Origin of the sequence: Nocardioides solisilvae (genome assembly GCF_003194625.1) — a bacterium.
Classification (GTDB): Bacteria; Actinomycetota; Actinomycetes; order Propionibacteriales; family Nocardioidaceae; genus Nocardioides; species Nocardioides solisilvae.
The window spans coordinates 385,708-406,616 of the sequence record NZ_QHKX01000001.1; the positions used below are offsets into that span (position 1 = coordinate 385,708).

22 protein-coding genes are annotated in these 20,909 nt (G+C 73.6%); 10 read left to right on the plus strand and 12 right to left on the minus strand.

Annotation, left to right across the window (positions count from 1 at the left end):
* Positions 1 to 12 precede the first annotated feature (12 nt).
* Positions 13 to 1,110: a PP2C family protein-serine/threonine phosphatase gene (locus tag DNK53_RS01830; RefSeq protein ID WP_162599711.1), complete on the minus strand. Its 1,098-nt coding sequence runs from the start codon at positions 1,108 to 1,110 to the stop codon at positions 13 to 15.
* A 233-nt stretch (positions 1,111 to 1,343) separates the two neighbouring features.
* Between DNK53_RS01830 and DNK53_RS01835 the strand changes: the two genes are divergently transcribed.
* From DNK53_RS01835 to acs, 3 genes are all read left to right on the plus strand, one after another.
* Positions 1,344 to 1,706 carry a DUF485 domain-containing protein gene (locus DNK53_RS01835; RefSeq protein WP_110180597.1) on the plus strand — a complete coding sequence of 121 codons (363 nt, stop codon included), beginning with the start codon at positions 1,344 to 1,346 and terminating at the stop codon, positions 1,704 to 1,706.
* Complete coding sequence (locus DNK53_RS01840; RefSeq protein ID WP_110180598.1) at positions 1,706 to 3,301, plus strand: solute symporter family protein; 1,596 nt, start codon at positions 1,706 to 1,708, stop codon at positions 3,299 to 3,301. Before DNK53_RS01835 ends, DNK53_RS01840 begins: the two co-directional genes overlap by 1 nt.
* Before the next feature lie 152 nt (positions 3,302 to 3,453).
* On the plus strand, positions 3,454 to 5,430 hold the full coding sequence (gene acs, locus DNK53_RS01845; RefSeq protein ID WP_110180599.1) for an acetate--CoA ligase: 1,977 nt from the start codon (positions 3,454 to 3,456) through the stop codon (positions 5,428 to 5,430).
* Between the two features lie 87 nt (positions 5,431 to 5,517).
* Here the strand turns inward: acs and nhaA are convergent, their stop codons facing one another.
* Positions 5,518 to 6,945: a Na+/H+ antiporter NhaA gene (gene nhaA / locus DNK53_RS01850; protein WP_110180600.1), complete on the minus strand. Its 1,428-nt coding sequence runs from the start codon at positions 6,943 to 6,945 to the stop codon at positions 5,518 to 5,520.
* A 139-nt stretch (positions 6,946 to 7,084) separates the two neighbouring features.
* Between nhaA and DNK53_RS01855 the strand changes: the two genes are divergently transcribed.
* Positions 7,085 to 7,483 carry a phage holin family protein gene (locus DNK53_RS01855; RefSeq protein WP_110180601.1) on the plus strand — a complete coding sequence of 133 codons (399 nt, stop codon included), beginning with the start codon at positions 7,085 to 7,087 and terminating at the stop codon, positions 7,481 to 7,483.
* Between the two features lie 102 nt (positions 7,484 to 7,585).
* Here DNK53_RS01855 and DNK53_RS01860 read toward each other — a convergent pair whose 3' ends face one another.
* Genes DNK53_RS01860 through nth form a run of 4 tightly spaced genes read right to left on the minus strand, consistent with a single transcriptional unit; the run spans position 7,586 to position 10,792 of the window.
* On the minus strand, positions 7,586 to 8,761 hold the full coding sequence (locus tag DNK53_RS01860; RefSeq protein WP_110180602.1) for a MarP family serine protease: 1,176 nt from the start codon (positions 8,759 to 8,761) through the stop codon (positions 7,586 to 7,588).
* A 5-nt stretch (positions 8,762 to 8,766) separates the two neighbouring features.
* A complete protein-coding gene (locus DNK53_RS01865; protein WP_110180603.1) occupies positions 8,767 to 9,483 on the minus strand; it encodes an NUDIX hydrolase in 717 nt (238 codons plus the stop codon).
* Complete coding sequence (locus tag DNK53_RS01870; RefSeq protein WP_110180604.1) at positions 9,480 to 10,058, minus strand: TlpA family protein disulfide reductase; 579 nt, start codon at positions 10,056 to 10,058, stop codon at positions 9,480 to 9,482. The genes DNK53_RS01865 and DNK53_RS01870 overlap by 4 nt, the downstream gene beginning before the upstream one ends.
* Positions 10,055 to 10,792: an endonuclease III gene (gene nth / locus DNK53_RS01875; protein WP_239456320.1), complete on the minus strand. Its 738-nt coding sequence runs from the start codon at positions 10,790 to 10,792 to the stop codon at positions 10,055 to 10,057. The genes DNK53_RS01870 and nth overlap by 4 nt, the downstream gene beginning before the upstream one ends.
* Positions 10,793 to 10,958: 166 nt before the next feature.
* On the opposite strand from nth, the gene DNK53_RS01880 reads away from it, so the two are divergent.
* The 3 genes from DNK53_RS01880 to DNK53_RS01890 all read left to right on the plus strand — a co-directional run bounded on the left by DNK53_RS01880 (position 10,959) and on the right by DNK53_RS01890 (position 13,654).
* Positions 10,959 to 11,636: a Crp/Fnr family transcriptional regulator gene (locus DNK53_RS01880; protein ID WP_110180605.1), complete on the plus strand. Its 678-nt coding sequence runs from the start codon at positions 10,959 to 10,961 to the stop codon at positions 11,634 to 11,636.
* 69 nt (positions 11,637 to 11,705) lie between these two features.
* Positions 11,706 to 12,209 (plus strand): SigE family RNA polymerase sigma factor, encoded by a 504-nt coding sequence (locus tag DNK53_RS01885; protein WP_110180606.1) that lies wholly within the window; start codon positions 11,706 to 11,708, stop codon positions 12,207 to 12,209.
* On the plus strand, positions 12,206 to 13,654 hold the full coding sequence (locus tag DNK53_RS01890) for a PD40 domain-containing protein (RefSeq protein WP_110180607.1): 1,449 nt from the start codon (positions 12,206 to 12,208) through the stop codon (positions 13,652 to 13,654). Before DNK53_RS01885 ends, DNK53_RS01890 begins: the two co-directional genes overlap by 4 nt.
* Positions 13,655 to 13,711: 57 nt before the next feature.
* On the opposite strand, the gene DNK53_RS01895 is transcribed toward DNK53_RS01890, so the two are convergent.
* From DNK53_RS01895 to DNK53_RS17680, 5 genes are all read right to left on the minus strand, one after another.
* A complete protein-coding gene (locus DNK53_RS01895; RefSeq protein ID WP_110180608.1) occupies positions 13,712 to 15,232 on the minus strand; it encodes an acetyl-CoA hydrolase/transferase family protein in 1,521 nt (506 codons plus the stop codon).
* A gap of 166 nt (positions 15,233 to 15,398) precedes the next feature.
* A complete protein-coding gene (locus DNK53_RS01900; RefSeq protein WP_110180609.1) occupies positions 15,399 to 16,241 on the minus strand; it encodes an MBL fold metallo-hydrolase in 843 nt (280 codons plus the stop codon).
* Positions 16,238 to 17,098 (minus strand): NUDIX hydrolase, encoded by an 861-nt coding sequence (locus tag DNK53_RS01905; RefSeq protein WP_110180610.1) that lies wholly within the window; start codon positions 17,096 to 17,098, stop codon positions 16,238 to 16,240. The genes DNK53_RS01900 and DNK53_RS01905 overlap by 4 nt, the downstream gene beginning before the upstream one ends.
* A gap of 3 nt (positions 17,099 to 17,101) precedes the next feature.
* Positions 17,102 to 17,557 (minus strand): RidA family protein, encoded by a 456-nt coding sequence (locus DNK53_RS01910; protein ID WP_239456321.1) that lies wholly within the window; start codon positions 17,555 to 17,557, stop codon positions 17,102 to 17,104.
* Positions 17,557 to 17,712, minus strand: coding sequence for a Sp36 family protein (locus DNK53_RS17680; RefSeq protein ID WP_204163707.1), 156 nt, complete (start codon positions 17,710 to 17,712; stop codon positions 17,557 to 17,559). Before DNK53_RS17680 ends, DNK53_RS01910 begins: the two co-directional genes overlap by 1 nt.
* Before the next feature lie 110 nt (positions 17,713 to 17,822).
* Between DNK53_RS17680 and DNK53_RS01915 the strand changes: the two genes are divergently transcribed.
* From DNK53_RS01915 to DNK53_RS01925, 3 genes are read left to right on the plus strand one after another with little or no spacing between them, the layout of a single operon-like run.
* The gene (locus DNK53_RS01915) at positions 17,823 to 19,016 is read left to right on the plus strand and encodes a sensor histidine kinase (protein ID WP_110180611.1); all 1,194 of its coding nucleotides are present in this window, start codon (positions 17,823 to 17,825) and stop codon (positions 19,014 to 19,016) included.
* Entirely contained in the window at positions 19,013 to 19,699 is a 687-nt protein-coding gene (locus DNK53_RS01920; RefSeq protein WP_275425725.1) for a response regulator, read from the plus strand. Before DNK53_RS01915 ends, DNK53_RS01920 begins: the two co-directional genes overlap by 4 nt.
* Entirely contained in the window at positions 19,696 to 20,436 is a 741-nt protein-coding gene (locus tag DNK53_RS01925) for a hypothetical protein (protein WP_110180612.1), read from the plus strand. Before DNK53_RS01920 ends, DNK53_RS01925 begins: the two co-directional genes overlap by 4 nt.
* On the opposite strand, the gene DNK53_RS01930 is transcribed toward DNK53_RS01925, so the two are convergent.
* Entirely contained in the window at positions 20,420 to 20,863 is a 444-nt protein-coding gene (locus DNK53_RS01930) for a hypothetical protein (protein ID WP_110180613.1), read from the minus strand. The two genes, DNK53_RS01925 and DNK53_RS01930, sit on opposite strands and share 17 nt — an antisense overlap.
* Positions 20,864 to 20,909 lie beyond the last annotated feature (46 nt).

Here is a 20,909-nt window from a genome sequence, read left to right on the forward strand (position 1 = left end):
GGGGGGGGGCGGTCACCGGGGCAGCGAGGTCGCCCAGTCGTGCTGGCCCTGGCGCGGGAGGTACTCCTGGCCGGTGGCCGTGTGCTCGAGCAGCATCAGGGCGACGTCGTCGCCGAGGAAGCCGTCCACGGCGTGCGCCGACACCGCCTCGAGGACCCGGTCCACGGCGTCGTGCACCGCGCCCGCGCGCACCACCGGGGCCAGCGTCCGCAGGTCCAGGAAGTCCCCCGCCTCGTCTCGGGCCTCGCTCAGCCCGTCGGTGTAGAGGAGCAGCCGGTCGCCCGGCTGCCAGGTGAAGGCGTGCTGGGAGAAGCCCAGGCCCAGCCCGAGCGGGAGGTCCGCGGGGACCTCGACGAGCTCGCACGAGCCGTCGGGACGGACCAGCAGGGGCGGCGGGTGGCCGGCGCTCACCAGCACCGGGCGGTCGGCGTCGGTGGTGTCGAGGAGGACGGCGGTGACGAACTCCTCCTCGTCGAAGAAGGGCTGGAGGTAGCTGTCCATGTCCTCCGCGACGTCCCGCAGGTCGCCCTGGACGGCGGCGGCCTGCCGGAAGGCGCGGATCACCCGGGCCGCCTGCTCGATCGCCTCGATGCCCTTGCCCCGCACGTCGCCGAGGAGGAAGCGCGTGTGGTCGCGGGAGTGGTAGCAGTCGTAGAGGTCGCCGCCGATCACGGCGTCCACGACGGCCGACTGGTAGCGCGCAGCGATGTCGACGCGCCGGGCGTGGGCGGGCAGCACCGGCAGCACGGCCCGCTGCGCGACGTCGGCGAGCAGGGTGAGCCGCTGCACCTGCTGCTCGCGGCGCACCCGGAAGGCCGCCACGGCCACGGCCGCGGCGCCCATCACGGCCACGTCGAGGATCCGGACCAGGTGCTGGGCGGTGTCGGCGTTGCCGTTCCACCACCCCGACACGACGGCGGCCAGGAGGGCGGACGCCGCGAACGCGGCAGTCGCGCGGGCAGGGAGCACGGCGGCCGCCACCACCGGGGAGAGCGCGAAGAGCGGGGAGAGCGCGACCAGGTCGGACGGCGTCACGATGTCGGCCACCGCGAGCACCGCGAGGGTCAGCCCCGCCGCGGCCGCCCCCGTCCTGTCGCTGGGGACCCTCATCAGGCTCCGCTCCCTCCCCGTCGCCGGCCCTCGTGCGCACATCGGGGGTCACCGTAACCCGCGACCGCCCTCCGCGCGGTCCAGCGACCGCTCGTCGCGGCGTACCGACCGCTGGGCGACGCGCGCGCGCCGCTGGGCGACCCGATCCGCGCACCCCCTCGCGCGGCTCGTGTGACCTGCGCCACCGTGAGTCAGATCACAAAACTCGGGGATCACCCAGGAAGGGAGCCCACGTGAGCCACCACGACCAGGCCGCGCGCCACGACCCGATCTACGACCACCTCGCCGAGCAGCCGGAGTTCGACCGGCTGCGCCACCAGTACCGCCGCTTCATCGTCCCCGCCACCGTCGGCTTCATGAGCTGGTACGCGCTGTACGTGGTGATGTCGATGTTCGCCCCCGGCTTCATGAACACGGTGCTGTTCGGCAACATCAACGTGGCGCTCGTCTTCGGGCTGCTGCAGTTCGTCACGACCTTCGGGATCGCCTACCTCTACAGCCAGTACTCCAACAAGCACCTCGACCCGCTGGCCCGCCAGCTCAACGAGACGTTCGAGGCCGACCGGGCCAAGCGCCGCGAGGGGGGCGACCTCTGATGGACGGCAACCAGATCCTCACCGCGGGCCTCTTCCTCGCCGTCGTCGCGCTCACCGTCGCCATCACCTTCTGGGCGAGCCGGCAGACCTCCGGCGCGGCCGACTACTACGCCGGCGGCCGCGGCTTCTCCGGCTTCCAGAACGGCCTGGCCATCGGCGGCGACTACATGTCGGCGGCGTCCTTCCTCGGCATCTCCGGCGCCATCGCGCTCTACGGCTACGACGGCTTCCTCTACTCGATCGGCTTCCTCGTCGCCTGGCTCGTCGCCCTGCTGCTGGTCGCCGAGGTGCTGCGCAACTCGGGCCGCTACACGATGGCCGACCAGCTCGCCTACCGGATGAAGCAGCGCCCGGTCCGCACCGCCGCCGCGGTCAGCACCGTCGCGGTCTCGATCTTCTACCTGCTGGCCCAGATGGTCGGCGCCGGCGCCCTGGTCGCCCTGCTGCTCGGCGTCGAGAGCGGCGCCGTCAAGAACCTCACGATCTTCATCGTGGGCGCCCTGATGATCTTCTACGTCACCGTCGGCGGGATGAAGGGCACCACCTGGGTGCAGATCGTCAAGGCGGTCCTCCTGATGACCGGCTCGGCGCTCATCGTCGTCCTGGTGCTGCTGAAGTTCGACTTCAACGTCTCCGACCTGCTCGGGGCCGCGTCGACCAACAACGGCGCGGGCCAGGCGTTCCTCGAGCCGGGCCTGAGGTACGGCGCCGACCTCACGAGCAAGATCGACTTCCTGTCGCTCGGCCTCGCCCTGGTCCTCGGCACCGCGGGCCTGCCGCACATCCTGATCCGCTTCTACACCACCCCGACCTCGCGGGACGCCCGCAAGTCGGTGCTCTGGGCGATCGGACTGATCGGCACGTTCTACCTCTTCACCCTGGTCCTGGGCTTCGGCGCCGCGGCGCTGATCGACCCCGGCGACTTCGACGCGGCGGGCAACCTGGCCGCCCCGCGGCTGGCCGAGGTGGTCGGCGGCGGCGTCGGCACCGTGGGCGGCGCGATCCTGCTCGCCCTGATCGCGGCGGTCGCCTTCGCGACGATCCTCGCGGTGGTGGCGGGCCTGACGCTGACCTCGTCGATGTCGGTGGCCCACGACATCTACAACTCGGTGATCCGCAAGGGACAGGCCACCGAGAAGGAGGAGATGAGGGTGTCGCGGATCGCGGCCGGCGTGATCGGCCTCGTGGCCATCCTGCTCGCCATCCCGGCCCAGTCGCTCAACATCGCCTTCCTCGTGGCGCTGGCCTTCGCAGTCGCCGCCTCGGCCAACCTGCCGGCGATCCTCTACAACATGTTCTGGCGCGGCTTCAACACCCGCGGCGCCGTGTGGAGCATCTACGGCGGCCTCATCTCGGCCGTCGGCCTGGTGATCTTCTCGCCGGTCTTCTCCGGCAGCGAGACGGCGCTCTTCCCGGACGCCGACTTCGCCTGGTTCCCGCTGGCCAACCCGGGCATCGTCTCGATCCCGCTCGGCTTCCTGCTCGGGTTCATCGGGTCGGTCACCTCCAAGGAGCCCGACGCGGCGGAGCGCTACACCGAGCTCGAGGTCCGCGCCCTCACCGGCGCGGGCGCCGAGCAGGCCGTCCAGCACTGAGCGCCCGCCCCGCGCGGACGTCGCACGCCCCCTCGCGGACGTCGTACGGAGGGTGGGGACGCTCCCACCGTCCGTACGACGTCCCGGCGGTCTCGGTAGATTCACGACGAGACCCCCGTCACACACATCACTCGACCCAGGAGCCCATCCCCATGGCTGACGAGACCCTGTCGAACCTGCTGCAAGAGAACCGTCGCTTCGAGCCGCCGGCCGCGCTGGCCGCCGCGGCCAACGTCACCGCCGAGGCCTGCGAGCGGGCCACCGCCGACCGCGAGGGCTTCTGGGCCGAGGCCGCCGAGCGGCTCGACTGGGGCCAGCGGTGGGACCAGGTGCTGGACTGGTCGAACCCCCCGTTCGCCAAGTGGTTCACCGGCGCCACGATCAACGCCTCCGTGAACTGCGTGGACCGCCACGTCGAGGCCGGCCGCGGCGACAAGGTGGCGCTGCACTGGGTCGGCGAGCCCGCCGACGACGCCCGCGACCTCACCTACGCCCAGCTCAAGGACGAGGTCTGCCGGGCCGCCAACGCGCTGACCGAGCTCGGGGTCCGCAAGGGCGACCGGGTGGCGATCTACATGCCGATGATCCCCGAGACGGTCGTCGCGATGCTCGCCTGCGCGCGGCTCGGCGCCCCGCACACGGTGGTCTTCGGCGGCTTCTCGGCCGACGCGCTGGCCTCCCGGGTCGTCGACTGCGAGGCGAAGGTCGTCATCACCGCCGACGGCGGCTACCGCCGCGGCAATCCGTCGGCGCTCAAGCCGGCGGTCGACGAGGCGTGCGCCAAGGTCGCCTCGCAGGGCCGCGAGGTCGAGAAGGTCCTCGTGGTGCGCCGTACCGGCCAGGACGTCGAGTGGGACGACTCGCGCGACGTGTGGTGGCACGACGCCGTCGGCGGCGCGTCGGCCGACCACACCCCCGAGCTGCACGACTCCGAGCACCCGCTCTACGTCATGTACACCTCGGGCACCACCGGCAAGCCGAAGGGCATCCTGCACACCACCGGCGGCTACCTCGTCGGCACCTCGTGGACCCACTGGGCCGTCTTCGACCTCAAGCCCGAGACCGACGTCTACTGGTGCACCGCCGACGTCGGCTGGGTGACCGGCCACTCCTACATGGTCTACGGGCCGCTCGCCAACGGCGCGACGCAGGTGATGTACGAGGGCACGCCCGACTCGCCGCACAAGGGTCGCTGGTGGGAGATCATCGAGAAGTACGGCGTGACGATCTTCTACACCGCCCCCACCGCGATCCGGACCTTCATGAAGCAGGGCGACGACATCCCGGCGAAGTTCGACCTCTCCTCGATCCGGCTGCTCGGGTCGGTGGGTGAGTCGATCAACCCCGAGGCCTACATGTGGTACCGGGAACACATCGGCGCAAGCTCCGCCCCCATCGTCGACACCTGGTGGCAGACCGAGACCGGCCAGATCCTCATCTCCCCGCTGCCGGGCGTGACCGCCGGCAAGCCCGGCTCGGCGATGACCCCGCTGCCCGGCATCGCCGCCGACGTGGTGGACGACGAGGCGCGCTCGGTGCCGAACGGTTCCGGCGGCTACCTCGTGCTGAAGGAGCCGTGGCCGGCGATGCTGCGCACGATCTGGGGCGACGACCAGCGGTTCAAGGACACCTACTGGTCGCGCTGGGAAGGTCTGTACTTCGCCGGCGACGGGGCCAAGAAGGACGACGACGGCGACATCTGGCTGCTCGGCCGCGTCGACGACGTGATGAACGTGTCGGGCCACCGGCTCTCCACCACCGAGATCGAGTCGGCGCTGGTCTCCCACCCGAAGGTCGCCGAGGCGGCCGTGGTGGGCGCCGCCGACGAGACCACGGGCCAGGCGGTCTGCGCCTTCGTGATCCTGCGCGACTCCGCCGGCGACGGCGGCTCCGACATCGTCGAGGAGCTGCGCAAGCACGTCGCCCACGAGATCGGCGCGATCGCCAAGCCGCGCCAGATCATGATCGTCCCCGAGCTGCCCAAGACCCGCTCGGGCAAGATCATGCGCCGCCTGCTCAAGGACGTCGCCGAGAACCGCGAGGTCGGCGACGTCACCACGCTCGCCGACTCCACGGTGATGGACCTGATCAAGCAGAGGGAGTCCTCGGCCGCCGCCAAGGAGGAGTGAGGCCCCCGGCCTCCTCCTCCCCTTCTCCCCGAGTAACGCGCCGTGACGGCGACTCCCGCTGCGTCATTTCAGGGTGGGTAGTGGCCGTCACGGCGCGTTACTTGTCGCGGGCCGGGTCGGGGGCCGGGTCGGGGCCGGGTCGTCGTGGTGCTGCTCGGGCTTCGGGGAGAGGGCGAGCAGGGCCACGACGCCCAGGAGCGCGGCGATCACCGACGCACCGAGGATGCCGACCTTGGCCTCCTCGGTGAGCAGCTCGGCGCCCGGGAACGAGAGCCCGGCGATGAAGAGGCTGACCGTGAACCCGATGCCGGCGACCATGCCGAGCCCACCCACCATCGGCCAGGTGGTGCGCTCGGGGAGCCGCCCGAGCCCCGCCTTCACGGCGAGGAAGCTGAAGAGCAGGATCCCCACCGGCTTGCCGATCACCAGACCCGCCACGATGCCGAGCGCGATGCTCGACTCCAGCGCCTCGCCGAGGACGCCGCCGCCGAGGTGGACGCCGGCGTTGGCGAGGGCGAAGACGGGGAGGACGAAGTACGCCGAGAGGGGGTGCAGCGTCGTCTGCAACCGCTCCACCACCGGCACCGACTCGTTGAGCAGGAACCGCAGCCGGACGAGCTCCTCGGAGTCGAGCTTGTGGTCCGCCAGCGCCTGCTGGGCGTAGGTGCGGGCGACCTCCTCCTTGAGCAGGGGCACCGCAGGGGTGATCAGGCCGACCGCGACGCCGGCCAGGGTCGCGTGGACGCCCGACTCCAGGAGCGCGAACCAGAGCACGACGCCGACCACGACGTAGGCCCAGGTCGCCCAGACCTTCACCGCGCGCATGAGGAGCATGAGCAGGAGCAGCGCGATCGCGAGGCCGAGCCACTCCAGGGCCAGGTCGTCGGTGTAGAAGACGGCGATCACGACGATGGCGCCGATGTCGTCGACGATGGCCAGGGTCAGCAGGAAGAGGCGGGCCGCCGACGGGATCCGCCGGCCGAGGACTCCGAGGACGCCGACCGCGAAGGCGATGTCGGTCGCCATCGGGATCCCCCAGCCGGACGCACCGTCGCCGCCAGCCACCACCGCGGTGTAGATCAGGGCGGGGACGACCATGCCGCCGAAGGCCGCCACGATCGGCAGCGCCGCCGACCTGGGGTCGCGCAGGTCGCCGTTGACCAGCTCGTACTTGATCTCGAGGCCGACGACGAAGAAGAAGATCACCATGAGGGCGTCGTTGACCCAGTGCTGCAGGCTCTCCGACAGCTCGACGAAGCCGAGGTCGAGGGTCAGGTAGGTGTGCCACAGGTCGTCGTACGACGAAGCCCACGGCGAGTTGGCCCACACGAGCGCCGCGACGGTCGCCAGCAGCAGGAGGATCGAGCCGGCGGCCTCGACACGGAGGAACTCCCGCAGCGGCCGGGCCACCAGCCGGGCCAGCGGGCGGTCGCTCTGCGTGAGGACGGGACCGGACTGCCAGACCTCGTCGTCGGCGGGGTGTCGGCGGTCGTCAGAGGGGTTCTTCGAACTCACGTGGCGGGACCTTCCGGGGTCGTGGACAGGGCAACCGCCGCCCGGTCGGACGGCGAGCCGACCAGACTTCCCGGCACTCCGTCTCTCAGCCTAGCAACGGCCCCTGTGGCCCACTTCACGGGTTGTGTAGGGTCGCGCCATGGCAACCGAACCGGTCAAGGACACCGATCCGACCATCGGCCGACTGGTCAGCGACGCAACCCGGGACATCTCCACCCTGATCAACAAGGAGATCCAGCTCGCGAAGTCCGAGCTCAAGGTCAGCGTCAAGGCCGGCGGCACGGGGATCGGGCTCTTCGCGGCTGCCGCGTTCGTCGGGCTGCTCGCGCTCATCCTCTTCTCGTGGACGCTCGTCTACCTCATCCACTGGGGCGGCAGCGGCCTGGCGCTGCACTGGGCCTTCCTCATCGTGACCGTGCTCTACCTGCTGGTCGCCGGCGTGCTCGGCCTCCTGGGCTACCGGGCGGTCCGCAAGGTCCGCGCACCCGAGCGGGCGATCCACCAGGCGCAGGCCACGAAGGCCGCCCTCAAGCGCTGAGCCCCCGGCCCCCACCGGACGTCATCAGCCCCGGTCGCCCCGGCGACCTCAAGTGATGACGTCCGTGGGAGCGAGACAGTCACTCTGCGCTCGGCCGGTGGGTCAGCCGCTGCAGTCGCCGGTCTCGACGGGGTCGCTGCCGCGCACGCCCAGCGTGGCGCTCTCGGCGACCTGGGCGGCGGTGAGCGCGTAGCCGGTCTTGGCGTCGGAGACCGAGGCGGCGAAGACCACCCCGACGACCCGTCCGTCGGAGTCGACGACCGGCCCGCCCGAGTTGCCGGGCCGTACCTTGGCGCGCAGCGAGAGGACCTCGCGGATCACCGCGCCCTCGCCGTAGATGTCGGGCGACCGCAGCCGCTGCTCGGCGCGGACCCGGCCGCTCTGCACGTCGTAGGGCCCGTCCTGCGGGTAGCCCAGGACCGCGACGGGCTCCTTGGCGGCCACCTCGGGGTCGAACGCCAGCACCGGCAGCCCGTCGGCGGCGAAGGCGAGGACCGCCACGTCGAGGTCGGGGTCGTAGTGGACGACCTTCGCCGGCACCGGCCCGCCCGCCAGCACCACCTCGGGCTCCTCCACCCCCGCGACCACGTGGGCGTTGGTCATCAGCCGGCCGGCGGAGTAGTGGAACCCGGTCCCCTCGATGCCGCGGCCGCAGGAGCTGGTGCCGTAGACCTTCAGCACCGCCGGCGCCGCGGCCACGACGTCGGGGTCGGTGAGCATCCGGTCGTCGCCCGCCTCCACGTCGACGATCCGCTCCGGCGCGAAGGGCTCGAGGTAGCGCGGGAAGAACGTCGTGCCGACGACGTCGTTGAAGGCCGCCAGCAGCCGGTCGGCCCCGTCGGGCAGGGCCCGGTCGACCCGGGCCAGCACCTCGGAGCTGCGCACCAGCGGCGTGACGCCGCCGATCCGGGAGCCGGAGATCGCGACGCCCAGCGCCCAGGCGACCAGCAGGACGGCGACGGCGCTGAGCAGCGCTCCCCCGACCGCGTCGACGGCACGCACCGGCTGCCAGGTGAGCCGGTCGCGGATTCGCGCCCCGACGTACTGCATGACCGCCTGGCCCAACGAGGCGCTGAGGATCACGAGGAAGAGGGCGCCCAGCGAGACCCAGAGGGAGGGGGCCGCGTCGCCCAGCGCCTTGGGCGCCAACCAGACCCCCGCCAGCCCGCCGGCGAGCAGCCCCGCCGTCGCGCTGGCGCCCGTGACGAAGCCCTGCCAGTACCCGGAGAGGGCGTAGGTGGCCGCGACGACCAGGAGCACCCAGTCCAGGACGTTCACGCGACTTACTCCCGCAGGTTGGTGTTGGGCGCCAGGTCGGCCCGCGTCTGCACACCCTGCAGCATGTGGGGCGGAAGGTCACGCATCCGGGACCTGTCCCACTCCGTGCCCCATCCGACGAAGTCGAAGAGCCGGGCGAGGATCCCGGCGGTGAACCCCCACAGGATCACCTCCTTCTCCTCGCCGATGAGGAAGCCCGGGCCGACCCACCCCGAGGGGTGGCGGACGTTGACCCGGTTGTCGGGATCGAGGAGCTCGGAGATCCGCTCGTGGTGGATCGCGTGCACCTCGTCGGGGCTCACCACGCTCACCTCGCCCCGGTCGCGCCAGTAGCCCAGCACGGGCGTGACCGCGAAGTTGGCCGGCGGCAGCCAGAGCTCGGGCAGCTCGCCGAAGACGTCGACCTCGGCGGGGGCCAGCCCGATCTCCTCCCACGCCTCGCGCAGGGCCGCCTCGACCACGGTCTCGCCGGGGTCGATGTGGCCCCCGGGGAAGGAGACCTGCCCCGGCTGGCTGCGCATGTGGTGGGCCCGCTCGGTCAGCAGCACCTCGGGCTCGCCGTCGGCGGTCTCGGCGAAGACCATGAGGACGGCCCCGCGCCGCGGGTCGCTGCCCTCCGGGACGACGAAGCGGGTGAGGTGGTCGGCGGTCACCTCGTGGCAGCGCTCGACGACCGGGCGCAGCCACGCGGGGAAGCGGTCGGCGTCCTGGGCGCGGGTCACACGGCCCCCAGGTGGGTCTCGACGAGCTCCTCGAGGTGGTCCAGGCTCCGCACCTCGACGAAGAGCTGGCCGGTGACCTCGCCGTCGGCGTCGACGAAGGCGAGGAACGGCAGGCCGCGCAGCGGCGGGAACGGGGCGGCGGCGTTGAGCTCGCCCTCGAGGTCGGTGTAGAGCGGGTAGGTCACGCCCGTCTCCCCCACCAGGTCCCGGGCCTCCTGGACCTTGGGGTCCTGGAAGTCGACGCCGACGACGTCGACCCGACCGGCGTACTTCTCCGAGAACTCCTGCAGGATCGGCATCTCCTCGCGGCACGGGCCGCACCAGGACGCCCACAGGTTGACCACGGCCGGCCCCTCGAGGGTGGCGAGGTCCAGCGGCGGCCCGCCGTCGAAGGAGTCGAGCTCGACGGCGGGCAGCGGGGCGGGCAGCTCGACTCCTGCCGCGCCGCCGCCGGACTCCCCCGAGCCGCCCGAGCCGCCGGAGCCGCCGGAGCCGCCCGAGCCGCCCGAGCAGCCGGCGGCCAGGACGGCGGCCAGCAACCCGGCGAGCAGCCGCGCGGTCGTGCGCGGCCTCATGCCGGCCCCTGGGTGCGCACCAGGGCGGCCGCGGCCACCGGGTCGGTCGGCCCCTCGCCGTACGACGGGCACCAGCGGGCGACCGGGCACGCCCCGCACGCCGGCTTCTTGGCGTGGCAGCGGCGGCGGCCGTGCCAGATGACGCGGTGGGAGAGCATGGTCCAGTCCTTCTTGTCGAACAGCGCGGCCACCGCGTGCTCGACCTTGACCGGGTCGGTCTCCTGCGTCCACCCGAAGCGACGCGCCAGGCGCCCGAAGTGGGTGTCGACGGTGATGCCGGGGACGTCGAAGGCGTTGCCGAGCACCACGAAGGCCGTCTTGCGGCCCACGCCCGGCAGGGTGACCAGGTCCTCCAGGCGGCCCGGCACCTCGCCGTCGTACCGCTCCACGATGGCCGCGCTCAGCTTGAGCAGCGACTCGGTCTTGGCGCGGAAGAAGCCGAGCGGGCCGACGATCTGCTCGAGGTGCTCCCGCGGAGCGGCCGCCATCGCCCGTGCGTCGGGGTAGGCCGCGAAGAGCGTGGGTCGCACCGCGTTGACCCGCCGGTCGGTGGTCTGCGCGCTGAGGACGGTGACGACCAGCAGCTGGAAGGCGTCGTCGAAGTCGAGCTCGCAGTGGGCGTCGGGGTAGGTCTCGGCCAGCACCCGGTGCACCTTGCGGGCCCGACGGACCAGGGTGGTGTCGGGGCGGGGCGGCGCGACTGGCGGAGGGGCTGAGGACCGGGCGGCGGGCACGCGCCCAGCGTACGGGGGGCCGCCGACAGCACCGGGACGGCGACGGCCCGCACGCGCCGGTTGACCCGGTTCTCCCCCTGTGACGCCCACCACGGCTAGGATCGGCGGAGCAACCCGCCCGCTGCACGGCCCCTGGCCCGACCGCAACCCATCCGGAGGACTTCTCGTGGACAACGACGTGCTGCGCCAGGCACCGCTCTTCAGCAGCCTGGACGACGAGGCCGCCAGCGCCCTGCGCAGCTCGATGGCCGAGACCCGGCTGCGTCGCGGCGAGGTGCTCTTCCACGAGGGCGACTCCGGCGACCGGCTCTACATCGTCGTCGAGGGCAAGGTGAAGCTCGGCCGCTCGGCCGCCGACGGCCGCGAGAACCTGCTGGCCGTGATGGGTCCCGGCCAGATGTTCGGCGAGCTCTCGCTCTTCGACCCCGGCCCGCGCTCGGCGACGGTCACGGCCGTCACCGACGCCTCGTTCGCCTCCCTCTCCCACGACGACCTGCTCAAGTGGCTCGACGGCCGCCCGATGGTCGCCCGCGGCCTGCTCGGCCAGCTCGCGGCCCGGCTGCGCAAGTCCAACGACGTCGTCTCCGACCTGGTCTTCTCCGACGTGCCCGGCCGCGTGGCCAAGGCGCTGCTCGACCTGGCCGACCGCTTCGGTCGCACCGCCGACGACGGCGTCCACGTGCACCACGACCTCACCCAGGAGGAGCTCGCCCAGCTGGTCGGCGCCTCCCGCGAGACCGTCAACAAGGCGCTGGCCGACTTCGCCTCGCGCGGCTGGATCCGCCTCGAGCCCCGCTCCGTCGTGATCATGGACCTCGAGCGGCTCGGCCGCCGGGCCCGCTGAAAGTTCCTCCCTCCGCCTGACCCCCGAGGGCGCCCCTGCCCGCGTCCAGGGCTGTGAAGGGGGTGGGCGATGCGCGCCGACGAGCAGCAGTTCCAGGAGTTCGTGGCCGCGCGGTCGCGCGCCCTGGGCCGGACGGCGTACCTCCTCACCGGTGACCACCACCTCGCCGAGGACCTCCTCCAGACCGCGCTCATGCAGGCGGCCCGGCACTGGGAGCGGATCGAGGGGCACCCCGAGGCCTACGTCCGCCGCACGCTCTACCACCAGAACATCTCCTGGTGGCGGAAGCGGCGGTTCCGCGAGCGGTCCCTCGAGTCGTACGACGACCGTCCGGCCGCGCCGTCCGACCCCACCCTGCGGCTGACCCTCGACGAGGCGCTCCGCCGGCTCACCACGAAGCATCGCACCGTGCTGGTGCTGCGCTTCTACGAGGACCTCACCGAGGTCCAGACCGCCGCCGCGCTCGGCATCTCCGCCGGCACGGTGAAGTCCACGACCCGCCAGGCGCTGGCCCGGTTGCGGGCCCTCGCGCCCGAGCTCGCCGAGCTGGTGGGGGCAGGAGACCCGTCATGACCACGCAGCTGCGCGACGCGCTCGACCGTCTCGGCGACGACGCCCCGTCCGTCCACGTCGACCCCAGCACCTGGGGCCGCGGCCGCCGGGCCCGCCGGCGCGACCAGGTCGTCACCGCCGTCACCGCCCTCGTCCTCGTCGGCTCGCTCGGCGGCGCGGGTCTGGCGCTCACCCGGGACCGCGCGGCGCACGAGGCCGTCGGCGGTCCGGCCGCAGGGGAGCCGACCGGGGGCGTGCCCGAGCTCGTGGTGCTGCCGCCGACGAAGCTCGTCGAGACCGGCGGGCGGCAGGCACGCTGGGACTCCGACGTCGCCACCCACGACCTCGCCATCGGCACCGGTGCCGTCGCGCTCGAGGTCACCGGCCTCGACCGGGCCGGCAGCGCCGTCCCGCTCGTGGTCGGCGCCGACGGGAGGCACCACGCGCTCGAGCTGCCCGGGTGGCAGGGCACGGTCCCGGAGGCCCACGTGCCGGGCGCGACGCGGATGCTGGCGCTCTCCCCCGACGGCACGCGCCTCGCCTATGCCTGGGGCACCGGGTCGGACGACAGCCTCGCCGCCCAGTACGAGGAGCACGGGCTGCGGGTGGTCGACCTGGCCACCGGCGACGTCCGCGACGTGGCCTTCGAGCCGGGCGTCGCCGACCTCGTCAGCCAGGTCGCCTGGTCGCCCGACGGCCGCTGGCTCGCCTGGTGCGGCGCGGAGGTCGAGGCCGACGGCCAGGGCTCCTCGAGCCAGGTGGTCTGCGGCCGGGTCGGCCCCGGGCTCGCCGGCAGCGAGTCGTTCGACTGGCACGAGGGCGGCCTGACCATCGACCACCGCGGCGGGGTCACCCAGTCGGAGGGCCGCTTCACCTGGCAGTGGGACGGCGGCCCGGCCGACGACGTCAGCACGCTCGTCCGCGACGTCGCCGCCGACGGCGCCGGGGCGCTGGCCGCGGCCTCGCCCGACGGATCCACCGCGCTGCTCGGCTCCGCGGAGCCGACACAGGCCGCACGCTTCCTCGACCGCCGGACCGGCGAGGTCACCGAGCGGCCGCTGGCGAAGGACCTCGGCCTCTACGACCTGGGTGCCGAGATCCACCCGCTGGGCTGGGTCGACGACACCCTCGCCGTGGCCCTGGTGATGCCCGCCGGTGACACCGTCGTCCCCGACGACGCCCAGCTGGTCGTGATGTCGAGCCCGTCGGTGCCCGAGGAGTCCTGGACCTACCGGGTCGTCGGCCACGTCGACACCCGCCTGAGCAGCGCCTTCGGGCCCGGCTCACTCAGCGTCGCGACCGACCTGATGACGCTCGACCGCCCCACGATCGCGACCGAGCGCCCTGACTGGCCCGAGGACGGCCCGTGGCAGCGGCTCCCGTGGGGCTGGGTCCTGCTGCTGGTCTCCGGCGCCGCCGCGGCGTACCTGCTCCTCGCCCGGCACCGCCGCCGCCTCCCCCGATAGTCCCCTACATTCTGACCGTCGACACGCCGGTGGAGACGGTCAGAACGTGGGGGACTATCACCCCGCGGGGAGCATCGTGCCGGTGTCGAGGTAGCGCTGGTGCCAGCTGAGTGCCTCGTCGAGCAGGTGCGGGGTGTGCCGGGCGGTGGGGCGGGCGGCGACGGCGCGGTCGAGGTAGTCGGTCAGCCGGTCGGCGTACGCCGGGTGGGCGCAGTTCGCGATCACCTTGCGGGCCCGGTCGTGCGGGGAGAGCCCGCGCAGGTCGGCGAGTCCCTGCTCGGTCACCACCACGTGGACGTCGTGCTCGGTGTGGTCGACGTGGCTGGCCATCGGGACGATCGAGGAGATCGCGCCGCCCTTGGCGGTCGACGGGGAGACGAACATGTTGAGGTAGGCGTTGCGGGCGAAGTCGCCGCTGCCGCCGATCCCGTTCATCACGGCGCTCCCCATCACGTGGGTCGAGTTCACGTGGCCGTAGATGTCGGCCTCGATCATCCCGTTCATCGCGATCACGCCGAGCCGTCGGACCAGCTCGGGGTGGTTGGAGATCTCCTCGCTGCGCAGCAAGATCCGGCCCTTGTAGCGGTCGATGCCCTCCATGAACCGCTGCACGCCCGCACTGGAGAGACCGAAGGAGGTGGCAGAGGCGAACCGCAGGGTGCCGTTGTCGAGCAGGTCGAGCATCCCGTCCTGGATCACCTCGGTGTAGGCGACCAGGTCGGTGAACTCGCTGCCGTCGAGGCCGGCGAGCACCGCGTTGGCGACGTTGCCGACCCCCGACTGCAGGGGAAGCAGCCGCTCCGGCATCCGGCCGGCCCGCACCTCGTGACGCAGGAAGTCGACGACGTGCCCGGCGATCGCCTCGGAGACCGCGTCGGGCGGGGAGAAGTCGCTGTTGCGGTCGGGCGCCCGGGTCTCGACCACGGCCACGACCTTGTCGGGGTCGACGCGCAGGTAGGGCTCCCCGATCCGGTCGGTCGGGTCGTCCAGCGGGATCGGCAGCCGGTGCGGCGGGAGCGCCGTCTTGTAGTAGATGTCGTGGAAGCCCTCGAACTCGCGTGGCTGCCAGTGGTTGACCTCGAGGATCACCTTGTCGGCGCGGTCGAGCCAGGTCTTGTTGTTGCCCACCGAGCTGCTCGGCACCAGCATCCCGCCGGGCAGCACCGCGGTCACCTCGACCACCGCGACGTGCAGGTGGCCGTAGAAGCCGAACCACATGTGCGGGGCGGAGTGGCTCAGGTGGGCGTCGACGTAGTCGACCTCGCCGGCGTTGATCAGCGCGCGCAGCGTCGGGTCGGAGTTGTAGGGCAGCCGCTGCGAGATGCCGTTGACCTCGGCGAGCACGCCGTCGGCGTCGGGGGCGGTCGAGGCGCCGGTCCACAGGCCGATCCGGAACTCCTCGCCGCGCTCCTGGGCCGCCCGGATCCGCTGGGCCAGCGCGCTCGGCAGCGCCTTGGGGTAGCCGGCCCCGGTGAAGCCGCTCATCCCGACGTTGTCGCCGGGGTCGATGTGGGTGGCAGCCTCCTCGGCCGTCACGACGCGGGCCAGCAGGGCGGGGTCGGTGATCCGAGTGCTCACCGGTCGATCATCGCAAACGACCGGGAGCCCGGACGCCGCGCCGTCCGCTACCGGACGGTCACCCCGAGCGCCTCTCGACGTGGTCGAGCGCGTGGTGTCGTGCCGTGCGCTGTCCCATGCCCGCGAGCATGGCACTGCCCGACGACAGGACGGCCGGGCCGACCGGTCAGCCGACCCGCTCGACCAGGTGGGCGAGCTGGGCCCGCACGGAGAGCTCGGCGGCCCCCCAGAGCACGGGGTCGACGTCGGCGTAGACCCGCTCGACCACGCTGCGCGGGGTGACGGTCGCCCCGCTGCCGGGGGCCAGGTCGAGCTCGGTGAGCGCACCGGCCAGGGTCGGCTGCTCGGCGAGCGCCAGCAGCGCCTCCTCGACCTGGGCCAGGCGCTCGCGCCGGTGGGCGATGTAGAAGTCGAGCGCGCCGAGCGCGTCCTCGATCACCGGACCGTGGCCGGGCAGGATCGTCTGCGCCTCGCGGGCGTCGGCCAGCGCGTGCAGCCGGTCGAGGGAGTGGAGGTAGGCGCCGAGCTCGCCGTCGGGGTGGGCCACCACGGTGGTCCCCCGGCCGAGCACGGTGTCGCCGGTCAGCAGCGCGCGGTCGCCCGGCAGCAGGAAGCAGAGGGAGTCGGCGGTGTGGCCCGGCGTCGCGACCACGTGCACCTCGAGGCCGTCGACCTCGACCACGTCACCGTCGCCCAGCCCCTCGGAGCCGAGGCGGTGGGCGGGGTCGAGGGCACGGACGCCGCACCCCATCCGCTCGGCGAACTCCCGCGCCGCCTCGCTGTGGTCGAGGTGGTGGTGGGTCAGCAGCACGACCGCGACCTGCTCGGCGTACGCCGCCACCTCGTCGAGGTGGCTCAGCACCGACGGCCCGGGGTCGACCACGACCGAGCGCCCGGCCCCGGGCTCGCGCAGCACCCAGGTGTTGGTGCCGTCGAGGGTCATCACGTTGGCGTTCGGCGCCAGCACGCAGCGGGCCCGCTCACCGAAGGTGCCGCCTGCCCAGGTCATCGGGTCCGCCGCTGGTGGTCGGCGAGCAGGTCGACGTAGTCGGGGTGGGTGGTCAGCGTCCACTCCTCCCCGTCCTGCTGCAGGGCGGGGGTGAACATCTCCACCCGCCGCCCGCGCGAGGCCTCCAGCACGGCGGCGGGGTCGGCGTACCGGGAGAGCGCCAGGCAGGTGAGCCACGTCGGCGGCATCATCCCGATCTCCCCGGCCTCGGCCCGGCGCACCGCCTCGGAGGCGGCGACCCAGCGCACCGAGGACGCCTCGGTACCGACGTGGCGCGTCACCTGCCCCTCGGGCAGGAGCGCCACGAAGAACCACGTGCGGTAGCGGCGCGGCTCGAACTCCGGCGTCAGCCAGCCCGACCAGACGCCGAGCAGGTCGGTGCGCAGCACCAGCCCGCGCCGCACGAGGAAGTCGCTGAAGTGGAGCTCGCGCGCCTCCAGGGCGACCCGGTCGGCCTCCCAGTCGTCGCCCGTCGTGTCGTCGACCAGGGTGTCGGCCGACGGGCCGGCCAGCAGGACGCCCGACTCCTCGAAGGTCTCCCGGACGGCCGCGCAGACCAGCGCGCGGGCCTTGTCCTCGTCGACGGCGAGCCGCTCGGCCCACTCCGCCGGCGTCGGCCCGGCCCACGCCACGGCCGGGTCGTCGTCGCGGGGGTCGACACCCCCGCCGGGGAAGACGCACATGCCGCCGGCGAAGGCCATCGTGGCCTGGCGCCGCAGCAGGTAGACGTCGGGCTCGCCGTCGCCCGCGCGCAGCAGGACGACGGTCGCGGCGTCCCGCGGCTCGACGGGCGTCGCCTCGCCGTCGCGGTAGCGCAACGCGTGCTCGACCAGCCGCTCGGGCAGGGGGAGGCGCACTCCTCAGACCTCCACCATGATCTCGACCTCGACGGGCGCGTCCAGGGGCAGCACCGCCACGCCGACCGCCGACCGGGCGTGGACCCCGGCGTCGCCGAAGACCTTGCCCAGCAGCTCGGAGGCGCCGTTGGCCACCTGCGGCTGCCCGGTGAAGTCGGGGGTGGAGGCGACGAAGGCGACGACCTTGACGACCCGCTTCACCAGCGAGAGGTCGTCGATCTCGGCCTTCACCGCGGCGATCGCGTTGAGCACGCACTGCTGCGCGCACTCCACCGCCTGCTCGGGGGTGACCTCGGCGCCGACCTTGCCCTTCGCGAGCAGCTCGCCGGAGCGCACGGGCAGCTGGCCCGAGGTCAGCACCAGCGAGCCGGTGCGGACGGCCGGGACGTACGCCGCCACCGGCTTGGCCACCTCGGGCACCGTCAGGCCGAGCTCGGCGAGCCGCTCCTCGGGGTGCATCAGGCCACCGGCCTCTTGAAGAAGCCGACGTAGTTGTCCGGGGTCGGGCCGGGCATCAGCTGCACGAGCTCCCAGCCGTCGTGGCCGAAGTTGTCCAGGATCTGCTTGGCGGCGTGGTTGAGGATCGGCGCCGTGAAGTACTCCCACTTGGTCATGGGTGGGACCTTACCTCCGGCCCCTCCCGGCCCCCGGCGCAGATCCTCGGGCCGCAGATCCTCCCCAGGGCGGACGCGCGTCGTCCCCGCCGCGGGCTACCTTGGCCGCCATGAGCGCCCCCACCCCTGCCGCGGCCGGCGTGCCCTGGCAGCTGGGGCCGCGCGGCCGGCGGGTCTTCGACCGGCTGCTGGTCGTGGGGCTGCTCCTGCCGGTGGTCGCGATCCTCGTCAGCGGGGCCGACCCCTGGTGGACCGTGCTCGGCTTCGCCCAGATCGTGCCGCTCTGGTGGCGGCGCTCCCGGCCCGTCGAGGTCTTCGTCGCGGTCGCGGCCGCCTCCGCGCTGCAGGCCGTGGTGATCGACTCGCCGCTGTGGAGCCAGCTCGCGTTCCCCGTCGCCACCTACTCGGTGGCCCGCCACGCGTCGTTCCGCTGGGGCCTCGGCGCCCTCGGCACCGGCCTCGCGGGGGCCGTCGTGGCGAGCGTCGACTGGGTGCAGGCCTTCGCCGTCGACCAGGTCGACGTCGCCACCCAGGTCGTCCCCTACGTGATGACCATCGGGGCGATCGTGGTCACCGCCTGGGCGCTCGGCACGGTCGGCCGCACCCGCGAGGCGCACGTCGCCACCCTGGTCGACCGCGCCGAGCAGGCCGAGCGGGTCGCCCAGCGCGAGGTCGAGCTCGCCGCCCAGGACGAGCGCGCCCGGATCGCCCGCGAGATGCACGACGTGGTCGCCCACGGGCTCACGGTGATCGTCGTGCAGGCCGACGGCGCCCGGTACGCCGCCGCGCAGGACCCCGCGGTCGCCGTCGAGGCGCTCGGCACGATCGGCACCACCGGACGGGAGTCGCTGCAGGAGATGCGGCGGATGCTCGGCCTGCTGCGGACCACCGACACCGGGGTCCGGCCGCAGCCGACGCTCGCCGACCTCCGCCACCTCGTCGAGGAGGCGCGGGCCGTGGGGACCGACGTGGAGGCGCGGATCCCCGAGCCCGTCCCGCAGGTGCCCGACGGCGTCGGCCTCACGGCGTACCGGGTGGTCCAGGAGGCGCTCACCAACGTCCGCAAGCACGCGGGGCCCGGCGTGCGGGTGCGGCTGCTCGTCCGGGTCGGCCCCGAGCTCGTCGTCGACGTGCACGACGACGGGCGGGGCGCGGCCGCCTTCGCCGCCACCCGCGGGGGCGCCGACGGCCGGGGGCTCGGTCTGGTCGGGATGCGGGAGCGCGTCGCCGCCCACGGCGGCACCCTCGAGGTCGGCCCGGCCGCCGGCGGCGGGTTCGGCGTGCGTGCGAGGATCCCGCTGTGAGCCGGGGCCAGGACGACGCGGCGGGCGCGATCAGGGTCTTCCTGGTCGACGACCAGGAGATGGTCCGCGCCGGCTTCCGGATGCTCGTCGACTCCCAGCCCGACATGACCGTCGTCGGCGACGCCGGCGACGGCGGGGCCGCCCTGCAGCAGCTCGCCGTGACCGCCGCCGACGTCGTGCTGATGGACGTGCGGATGCCGCGGATGGACGGCGTCGAGGCGACCCGACGGCTGGTGGAGCGGCCCGACCCGCCGCGGGTGATCGTGCTGACCACCTTCGACCTCGACGAGTACGCGTTCGCGGCGATCCGCGCCGGCGCCTCGGCCTTCCTCCTCAAGGACGCCACCCCGCCCGACCTGCTCGGCGCGATCCGGGCGGTGCACGCCGGCGACGCCGTCGTGGCGCCCAGCACGACCCGCCGGCTGCTCGACCACTTCGCGGCCCTCCCCGACCCGGCCGCCCCGAGCGGGGCGGACGACCGGCTCGACGCGCTGACCGAGCGGGAGCGCGAGGTGCTGGTGCTCGTGGCGCGGGGCCGGACCAACCCCGAGATCGCCGCGGCCCTCGTGGTCGCCGAGACGACCGTCAAGACCCACGTCGGCCGGATCCTCGCCAAGACCGGCTCCAGGGACAGGGTGCAGCTGGTCGTCCTGGCCTACGAGACGGGGCTGGTCAGCGCGTGAGCGCCGCGCTGGCCGACACCTCCCCGCGCCCGCAGGGAGCGGCCGTCCGGGGACGCCGGCTGCGCTGGGTCGCCTGCTTCCTGCTCGCGTGCTGGGTGGTGACGCTGGTCTGGCTCAGCCTCGTCTCGGTGCGTCCCGCGACGCTCGCCGACCTCGAGGCGGACCTGCGCGACGGCGAGGTCGGGACCCTGGAGGCGACGGGCGGCCTGGACCACCCCGGGGCGAACGGCTACGCGCTCGTCGACCTGCGCTGGCGGTCCGGGTGGGGCCTGCGCGAGGCGCGCGCCCTCGAGGCGACGCCCGGCCGGACGACCGCGGAGGCGCGGCGGGAGCAACGCTCCTGGACCGGTGGCCCGACCCCGGTGGTCGAGCCGGGCCTGCGCGAGCGGCTGGTCGCCCTCGACCCCGACGTGCGCCTGGTCGAGACCGACCTCCGCGGCGGCCACGGCACCCTCTTCGCGTGGAAGACCCCGCTGTGGTCGTTCTGGCTGCTGCTGGCGCTGACGCTGGCGACCTTCGCTGTGCTGCGGCTGCAACCGTCGCCCCACCGCGCCACCCGCGCCGCCTGGGGCTGGCTGGTCGTGCTGACGGTCCCGGTCGGGTCGATCGCCTACCTGGTGCTCGGGGGGCCGGCGGGCCTGCTCGCCGCGCCGCGGCCCGGGCGGCGCCGGCTCACCGGCGGCTGGGCGTTCCTGCTCGCCTGTGCCGTCGTCGCGGTGCTCACGCCGGAGGCGTGACCTCCGGCTCCGCCGTCTCGCCCTGCTGCCCGGCCTGCTGCTCGGCGTGCTGCTCCTGCCACTTCTCCACGGCGCTCATGCCGAGGGTGAGCACCGTGCCGGCCACGGCCAGCACCACGCGGGGGTGCTTCACCCCGCGCCGGGTCAGCCAGTCGGTGGAGGCGGCGTCCATCCGCTCGCCGCCGCGGACGCTCCCGTAGACGACGCCGCCGATCGCGGCGGCGACCGCGGCGCGGCCCGCGGGGGGCAGCGCCTCGGCGTCGCCCCGCGCGTCCTGCTGCCCGAGCGCGTGGTAGCCCGCCCCGGTCGCCAGGGCGGTGAGGCCGACCCGGTAGCCGCGGCGCAGCCGCGGGGAGAGGCGCCGGGGGTCGACCAGCACGGTGGCCCCGCTCGCGACGGCCATGACGACGTCCTTGCTGCTCAGCATGGCGCCGAGGCTACCGAGGCGCGCCGACGGCGGCCGTCCTCCCCAG

Coding starts and splice junctions, on each gene's coding strand:
- DNK53_RS01830 (WP_162599711.1), bottom strand. CDS start 1,110: ATGAGGGTCCCCAGCGACAGGACGGGGGCGGCCGCGGCGGGGCTGACC.
- DNK53_RS01840 (WP_110180598.1), top strand. CDS start 1,706: ATGGACGGCAACCAGATCCTCACCGCGGGCCTCTTCCTCGCCGTCGTC.
- acs (WP_110180599.1), top strand. CDS start 3,454: ATGGCTGACGAGACCCTGTCGAACCTGCTGCAAGAGAACCGTCGCTTC.
- DNK53_RS01855 (WP_110180601.1), top strand. CDS start 7,085: ATGGCAACCGAACCGGTCAAGGACACCGATCCGACCATCGGCCGACTG.
- DNK53_RS01870 (WP_110180604.1), bottom strand. CDS start 10,058: ATGAGGCCGCGCACGACCGCGCGGCTGCTCGCCGGGTTGCTGGCCGCC.
- DNK53_RS01885 (WP_110180606.1), top strand. CDS start 11,706: ATGCGCGCCGACGAGCAGCAGTTCCAGGAGTTCGTGGCCGCGCGGTCG.
- DNK53_RS01890 (WP_110180607.1), top strand. CDS start 12,206: ATGACCACGCAGCTGCGCGACGCGCTCGACCGTCTCGGCGACGACGCC.
- DNK53_RS01900 (WP_110180609.1), bottom strand. CDS start 16,241: ATGACCTGGGCAGGCGGCACCTTCGGTGAGCGGGCCCGCTGCGTGCTG.
- DNK53_RS01910 (WP_239456321.1), bottom strand. CDS start 17,557: ATGCACCCCGAGGAGCGGCTCGCCGAGCTCGGCCTGACGGTGCCCGAG.
- DNK53_RS17680 (WP_204163707.1), bottom strand. CDS start 17,712: ATGACCAAGTGGGAGTACTTCACGGCGCCGATCCTCAACCACGCCGCC.
- DNK53_RS01915 (WP_110180611.1), top strand. CDS start 17,823: ATGAGCGCCCCCACCCCTGCCGCGGCCGGCGTGCCCTGGCAGCTGGGG.
- DNK53_RS01930 (WP_110180613.1), bottom strand. CDS start 20,863: ATGCTGAGCAGCAAGGACGTCGTCATGGCCGTCGCGAGCGGGGCCACC.